Below are 7,246 nucleotides of genomic sequence, written 5' to 3'. Positions count from 1 at the left end.
GGGCTAGGCCGGTGAAATACCCCAAGGTGCGCCCATGACCGAAGACTCCCACTTTCAGCAACTGCTGAAGACCGCCGCCGCCCAGGTGCAGCCTCATCGCCTGCTGTTCGTGTTCGCTGGCGCCGAGCTGCCCGATCATCCGACCCCGACGCAGCGGGAAGACTTCCTGGCCGGACGCGGCGGCGCCTTGTCGGCGCTAATGTGCGTGGATAAGGCCGCTGGCGAGCTGTCCGACTTCGAGAGCTTGGCTCGCGAGTCCAGGGACGCAGGACCGCCCTGGCAGGTTGTGTTCGCCGCCGCCCTGTCTGGCCGCGACGGAAGCCCCCCGGCCAAGACCGAGATCGACGCGGCGCTCAAGACGATGGTCGAAGCCGTGCGGTGGGCGGCGTCGGCCGATACGCCGCCTTCGGTCCCAGCGGCGATCCGCTTCACTTTCACTAAGCAGGCGGACTGTCGGCGTACCGATCAGGCGCGCGAGTTTGTCAGGCGTGATGGTGTTTGGAGCAGGCATGACGCGTCCTCGGCGATATCGGGACGCGATGCTTTAGCGTGTCGCCTTATGGGGAGATCGCGATCCCCATGATCGCAATAGACTTGCCCCTTCCACCGCTGTGAACGTCCGCCTCACCGTAACTAGAGAGCCCGCGCCTTCTGTGAGTCGGCATGCTCAAACGCGCTCTCCATGCGCCGGATTTCCGCTGGCCGCCCTCCGACTGTTGCGGCGACATCGCGCCAAGTGGCGGTTGCCCGGCTAACCTCAGCGATGATCTCTCGCGCCGCCTTCGCGCCCAGTCCGAAGAGCTCGGCGACAGACTCCACCAGATCCAAGTCGCAAGTGCCCTCGTCCAGATCGATGTTGGTGGTGAGGATGCGCGGCCTGACATCGGTCGGGGTCGGGTTAAGATCATAGACTGGAGACAGCACCCATCCCCCCTGGCCGGCCCAAAGGAATCCATGGTTGCGCAGGTGGTCGTCGACGTTGGAGATCAAGACGTTGAAGACCATGCGGCGGTAGAGTTCAGCCGCATCCTGCTTGGTCTGGGCGCCATGCTGGGTCAGGACATCGACGAGTTCGGGATAGCTTCCCCGTTCGCCATCCTTCAGACCCATCATGGACAGAGCCGACAGGAAGGGGATGCGAGCCTCGCCTTGCCGGTCGAAACGCCGGGACAGCAGAACGGACTTTCCGGCGACCATCACCAGCTCATGGCCAGGGTACGAATACCGGCCTGCTCGGCCAGCCTCAGCGCCACTTCCTCCCAGAGCTCGATGCTGTAGTCGTCGGTCTCCTTAGGGAATTTGGCGATCGACAACCGACCGTGCTGGTCAATCACCGACGCCTTCGGACGAGCGCCGCCGAGAGAGGAACCCGGCGCGAAGATCATCGCCAGGTCCTCGTCCGTTTCTTCGTCGCGTAAGATGCGCTCGGTGACGCCCATCAGCCGGCCCAGTTCGACAAGCCCGGGCACGCCCGCCTTGGTCGGCGCCTGGAAAGCCTCTTCGCCAGGTCGTCGGAACCGTAGTGCGCCGAGGCGGGAAACATCGGCCACGCCCAGCAGGTAGTCGGCGTCGGAAAGCGCGCGCACAGGACGCCCGTCACGCTCGGCCTGACGCCGCTCGGCCCGCTGCATCAGCCGCCGCCCCCAGGTGTCGGGCGCGGAGTCGCCGATCGAGCCGAACATCGTCAGGCCAGCTGCCGGCGCGAAAGGCGCCTTGGCCCAATGTCAGGGCAGGCTCCAGGGAGAAGCGGTCGCATCCGCCAACCAGTCGGGATGGTACTCGAAGACGACGGCTTCGCCGCCGCGGCGAGCCTGGCGATGAAGCGTGCCGACCCGGCGCAGGCCGGCCGCGAAGTCGATGTGGACCTCGACGTCAGCCATGGTCGCCACTCGGTATCCGCTTGATCCGCACGCGCTTTGGCAAGGCGGCGGAAGCCATCGACAGACCAACTTGGTCCTGCCCCGGCGCCGCCAGTTCCCCAAGACGATCCAGCAGACCCAAGGCTTGAAGTACGGCGGCGTAGATGCCGATGCCCACGGTGTTATCGCCTGCCTCTATGCGGCGCAGGGTGGACCGCGAGGTGAAGGCACGCTCAGCGACCACCTCAGCCGGGAGCCCCCGGCGGCGGCGGGCATCCTTGATGTCGCCGCCCAGCTTACGCAGGCTACGACGGACCGCCGTCGATGGATGGTGTGGCGTCGCCATAATGGCACCTTCGCGCTCCGTTAATCGGCCATTGTGTATCACCAAGCTTTCATTATGGCCACACACCATGTCTTTACCCTGACCCACCCCAGCCTAAGCAGCCGGATCCAGAACCACACCGTGGGTGAGCGAGGGCTGCAGCACCGGTGTGTGTTTCTTGCCCGCCACCCAGGCATCGATCATGTCGGCCCACTCCTGGAGCATGTGTGTCCGGGCATGGGCGTATTCGGCCACGTTGTAGACGCGCCGCGATGTCCTGCGGTCGACGTGCGCCAAACACTTCTCGATCCAGTCGCCATCAAAGCCCACCTCGTTGAGCAGGGTCGAGCCGGTCCTGCGCAGGTCGTGAACGGTGAAGGGCTGAAGCAGCTGACAATTCTGTTTGGCGCGCTCGTAGATCGCCGTGGTGACGCGATTGAAAGTTGCGCGAGACATCGGCTGATCGGGCTCATAGCGCGACGGCAGCAGATAGGGCGAATTGCCGGCGCAGGTCCGTAGCGCGATCATGATGTCGAGCGCTTGCCTCGACAGGTAGACGTTGTGGGGTCGACCGCATTTCATCCGCGAGGCAGGGATCGTCCAGATCGCGTTGACGAAGTCGACCTCGTCCCAAGTGGCGAAAGTCAGCTCGCTTTTCCGGACCAGGGTCAGAAGGATCAACTTCATTCCCAGACGGATGGTGGGCAGCGTCGCTACCTGCTCAAGCAACGGATAGACGATCCGAATTTCCTTGGGGCTCAGCGCGCGCTCACGCGGCACGAAGGTTGCGATAGACGCCGGACTGACCTCGGTGGCGGGGTTCTCGACCTTGACGCCGTTGAGACGGGCAAAGGCAAAGACCAGTTTGATCTGCTCGCGGACATGGATGGCCGTTGCAGGGGCGTCACGGCTCACGATCCTCTTGCAGAGGGCCCGGATGTCCTGCGGCTCGATCTCGGGCAGCAATCGGTTCTGGAATTCCCGCGCGACGTCACGTTCGTAGATGCTCCGGCGCATGGCGCGGGTGCTCTCGGCCATCGGCGCCTTGTCGAGCCACTTGTTGGCCCACTCTCCATACGTTCTGGCGTCCTGCAGCTTGGCCTTGGCCCGCTGCTTGTCGATCATGGGCGAACGCCCTTCCCGGACCTCCTTGCGCGCGGCCATGGCCAGTTCCCGAGCCCGCACCAGGGTGATGCCATCTGGCCCGTACCGGCCCAGCGTCAGGCTCTCGCGCCGGCCGTTCATCCGGTAGTCCAGGCGAAAGGAGATCGCTCCCGCCGGAGAAACCGTGACGTAAATGCCGTCACGGTCCGCGACCTTGTAGATTTTATCCCGTGGTTTCAGGGACTTGAGCTTGCTGTCGTTCAACATTGACGGTCTCCGGCTAGCCCTGAAAGCGGCCGAAAGCGCGCGAAAATGCCGCCAGCCCACTTCGGCTAGACATACGCTCAGTTTCGATAACGTTTTCAGGAACTTAGGATCTAGAAAAATGCCGTCATGACGTAATTTTCGGACGGTATATCGCCTAAGATCAATTGGGCAACCCCTGCCCCAATGCCGTCAGCCATGCCGACAAACGAAAAGAGCGCCGGCGATAGCCAGCGCTCCTTATGGATTAAGAACACTTTTTATTTCAGTGACTTACGATGACTTTCTGATAGTCTACGATAGCCCTGAAACGACGCCCCGTCATTCCCACTCGATCGTCCCAGGCGGCTTGGAGGTGATGTCGTAGACCACGCGGTTGACGCCTCGGACCTCGTTGATGATCCGGGTGGCGGTCTTGCCCAGCACGTCCCAGGGGAATTCAAAGAAGTCGGCGGTCATGCCGTCGGTCGAGGTCACCGCGCGCAGGGCCAGGACGTTCTCATAGGTGCGGGCGTCGCCCATCACGCCCACGGTCTTGACCGGCAGCAGCACGGCGAAGGCCTGCCAGATCTGGTCATAGAGGCCCGCCTTGCGGATCTCGTCCAGATAGATGGCGTCGGCCTGCTGAAGCACAGCCACCTTCTCGGGGGTGATGTCGCCGGGGATGCGGATGGCTAGGCCGGGGCCGGGGAAGGGGTGGCGGCCGACGAAGGCCGGGGCCAGGCCCAGCTCGACGCCCAGCAGCCGCACCTCGTCCTTGAACAGTTCGCGCAGCGGCTCGACCAGCTTCAGCTTCATGAAGTCGGGCAGACCGCCGACATTGTGGTGGCTCTTGATCACCGCCGAGGGGCCGCCGCGCGCCGAGACGCTCTCGACCACGTCGGGATAGAGCGTGCCCTGGGCCAGGAAGTCGGCGCCGTCGATCTTGGCGGCTTCGCGGTCGAAGATGTCGATGAACTTGCCGCCGATGATCTTGCGCTTGGTTTCCGGGTCGCTGACCCCGGCCAACGCGCCCAGGAACTCGGCCCCGGCGTCCACATGGACCAGCGGGATGTTGTAGTGATCGCGGAACAGGGTGACGACCTGGTCGGCCTCGTTGTGGCGCAGCAGGCCGGTGTCGACGAACACGCAGGTCAGCTGGTCGCCGATCGCTTCGTGGATCAGCACGGCGGCGACCGAGCTGTCGACCCCGCCCGACAGGCCGCAGATCACCTTGCCGGTCCCGACCTGGGCGCGGATCTTGCCGACCATCTCCTGGCGGAAGGCGGCCATGGTCCAGTCGCCTTTCAGCCCGGCGAGCTCGAGGAAGTTGCGATAGATCCGCGCGCCGTTGACCGTGTGCACGACCTCGGGGTGGAACTGCACCGCGTAGATCTTGCGGGCGTCGTCGGCGATGGCCGCGAACGGCGCGCCGTTCGATGTGGCGATCACCTCGAAGCCGTCCGGGATGGCGGTGACGCGGTCGCCGTGGCTCATCCACACGGTTTCCAGCGCGCCGACCTCGGCCAGGCCCTCGAAAAGCGGACTGGCCTTGCCGATGGTGATCTCGGCGCGGCCGAACTCGCCGGCGTGGCCGCCCTCGACCTTGCCGCCTAGCACGTCGCACAGCAGTTGCTGGCCGTAGCAGATGGCCAGCAGGGGCACGCCCAGATCGAACAGCTTCTTGCCAATGCGCGGGCTGTCGGCCTCCAGCACGCTGGCCGGGCCGCCCGACAGGATGATGGCGCTAGGGGCGTAGTCGTCGACAATGGCCTCGGCCTTGTCGAACGGATGGATCTCGCAATAGACCCCCGCCTCGCGCACCCGGCGAGCGATCAGCTGGGTCACCTGGCTGCCGAAATCGACGATCAGGACGCGCTGGTGATGGACGGGGGCGGTCATGGGCGATGGGTCTCCAGCGTCGTTCGTCTGCGTTTCCTTCTCCCCTCGCGGGAGAAGGTGTCGCCCGCTAGGGCGACGGATGAGGGGCCACCTTCTCCCGGGAGGGGAGAAGGGTTTTCTATTTCCGCTCCAGCACCGCCGCGAAGAAGCCGTCGGTTTCGGCGCCGTGCGGGGTGAGGCGCAGGAAGCCTTGCGGCGTCAGGTGCGATTCGATGCCCGGCACCGTGGCCGGGGTTACCGCGAATTCGGGGCGGCGTTCGAGGAAGGCCGCGACGCGGTCCTCGTTCTCCTCGACCAGCAGCGAGCAGGTCACATAGATCAGCCGTCCCCCGACCTTGACGAAGTCGGCGGCGTCCATCAGCACGCTGTCCTGCTCGATCTGGCGCTTGGCCAACTGATCGGGCGACAGGCGCCACTTGGCGTCGGGGTGACGGCGCCAAGTGCCCGAGCCGGTGCAGGGCGCATCGACGAAGACCACGTCCAGCTTGCCCTCGAGGCCCTTGAGCGGTTCACCCTCGATCGGCGAGCGGATCTGCAGGTTGCGCACCCCCGCCCGCTGGGCGCGGCGGATGGTGTCGGCGAGGCGGCGCGGATCGCTGTCATGGGCGTAGATCTGGCCGCTATTGCCCATGGCTGCGGCCAGGGCCAGGGTCTTGCCCCCGCCCCCGGCGCAGAAGTCCAGCACCTGCTTGCCCTTGATCTCGCCGGCCGTGGCGGCGGCGATCTGCGAGCCCAGGTCCTGCACCTCGAACCAACCCTTGGAGAAGGCCGGCACGGCCTCGACCGACGGCGTGCGATCGGCGGCCTGCGGGGCGTCGATGCGGAAGGCGGTGTCGAGACCGCCGGCCGGGGCGGCGCCGATCGAGGCCACGGCCTTGCCGCCGCGCTCGATGTCGGTCTTCAGCAGATTGATGCGCAGGTCGACTGGGGCGCGTTGCGACAGGGCCGCCATCTCGGCGGTGTGGTCGGCGCCCAGGGCGCGGACCAGGAAAGGCTCCAGCCAGTCGGCATAGTCGCCGGCCACCGGCGCGGGCGCGTCGGCGATCGGGACCGGGGCGACGATACGTTCGCGTTCGAGGTCGGTCAGGGGCCCGGGACCGTGCTCTTCGCCCATTGCCTCGGCCACACGATCCAGGGACCAGCCCCAATCATGGACCAGAACGCCGATCACCACGCCGCGGGCGCTTGTGTCGCCCATCATCCAGCCCAGCGAACGCTTGCGGCGCAGGGCGTCCAGCGCCAGGCCCGAGACGAAGGCGCGGTCCTTGGACCCGGCGTAGCGGGCGCTTTCGCCCCAGCGTTTCAGCGCCATCCGTACAGGGAAATGGCGCGTCTCGATCTCGGTGAGAACCTCGATCGCCGCTGTCAGTCTGCCGCCGTCACGCATGTTGTTTTCAGATCACCAGGGCCGCCAGGATCAGGCAGACGCCGACCAGGGAAGCGAGCCAGACCAGCGAGCGGACAACCGGCACGCCGAAGGCATAGAGAAAGACATAGAGCGCTCGCGCCCCGACATAGAGGGCCGCGCCGCAGTAGGTCAGCGTACCGAGACGCCCACCCAAATAGGCCACGACCACGGCCGCCGCGAACAGCGGGAAGGTCTCGCGGAAATTGGCGGCGGCGCGCTCGAGCCGGGCGGCCATGCCGGTCAGCACCACCGGCGTGTCGCGCGGTCCGACATTCCACTTCAGGCCCCGCTGCGGCTGGGCGGCCGCGGCCGCCCAGAGCAGTTGGATCAGGCCCAGGACCGTCGCCGCCGCCAGCATCTTCAGCTCGAACGCCATCTGCATCAGACGGCGCTCGGATAGTTGGG

At 65.8% G+C, this 7,246-nt stretch carries 8 protein-coding genes; all 8 read right to left on the bottom strand.

From position 1 onward, the window contains the following. Window positions 1-633 precede the first annotated feature (633 nt). Complete coding sequence (locus tag CSW58_RS15095) at window positions 634-1,197, bottom strand: type II toxin-antitoxin system HipA family toxin (protein ID WP_236627713.1); 564 nt, start codon at window positions 1,195-1,197, stop codon at window positions 634-636. Beyond that, the gene (locus CSW58_RS15090; RefSeq protein WP_236627712.1) at window positions 1,197-1,682 is read right to left on the bottom strand and encodes a HipA domain-containing protein; all 486 of its coding nucleotides are present in this window, start codon (window positions 1,680-1,682) and stop codon (window positions 1,197-1,199) included. The genes CSW58_RS15095 and CSW58_RS15090 overlap by 1 nt, the downstream gene beginning before the upstream one ends. Window positions 1,683-1,724: 42 nt before the next feature. Further along, window positions 1,725-1,880 carry a hypothetical protein gene (locus CSW58_RS15085; RefSeq protein ID WP_236627711.1) on the bottom strand — a complete coding sequence of 52 codons (156 nt, stop codon included), beginning with the start codon at window positions 1,878-1,880 and terminating at the stop codon, window positions 1,725-1,727. Beyond that, entirely contained in the window at window positions 1,873-2,247 is a 375-nt protein-coding gene (locus tag CSW58_RS07815) for a helix-turn-helix domain-containing protein (protein ID WP_236627714.1), read from the bottom strand. Before CSW58_RS07815 ends, CSW58_RS15085 begins: the two co-directional genes overlap by 8 nt. A gap of 51 nt (window positions 2,248-2,298) precedes the next feature. Continuing rightward, a complete protein-coding gene (locus tag CSW58_RS07810; protein ID WP_099446915.1) occupies window positions 2,299-3,555 on the bottom strand; it encodes a site-specific integrase in 1,257 nt (418 codons plus the stop codon). 318 nt (window positions 3,556-3,873) lie between these two features. Beyond that, window positions 3,874-5,433, bottom strand: coding sequence for a glutamine-hydrolyzing GMP synthase (gene guaA, locus CSW58_RS07805; RefSeq protein ID WP_099446914.1), 1,560 nt, complete (start codon window positions 5,431-5,433; stop codon window positions 3,874-3,876). Between the two features lie 118 nt (window positions 5,434-5,551). Further along, window positions 5,552-6,820, bottom strand: a complete 1,269-nt coding sequence (locus CSW58_RS07800) for an RsmB/NOP family class I SAM-dependent RNA methyltransferase (protein WP_099446913.1) — start codon at window positions 6,818-6,820, stop codon at window positions 5,552-5,554. Window positions 6,821-6,827: 7 nt separating this feature from the next. Beyond that, the coding region (locus tag CSW58_RS07795) for an MAPEG family protein (protein WP_369825113.1) at window positions 6,828-7,246 on the bottom strand (419 nt) is incomplete at its 5' end.

The sequence above is a fragment of the Caulobacter sp. B11 genome (assembly GCF_002737765.1).
In the GTDB taxonomy this organism is placed as follows: Bacteria; Pseudomonadota; Alphaproteobacteria; order Caulobacterales; family Caulobacteraceae; genus Caulobacter.
This window is presented reverse-complemented; position numbering and strand designations above follow the sequence as displayed.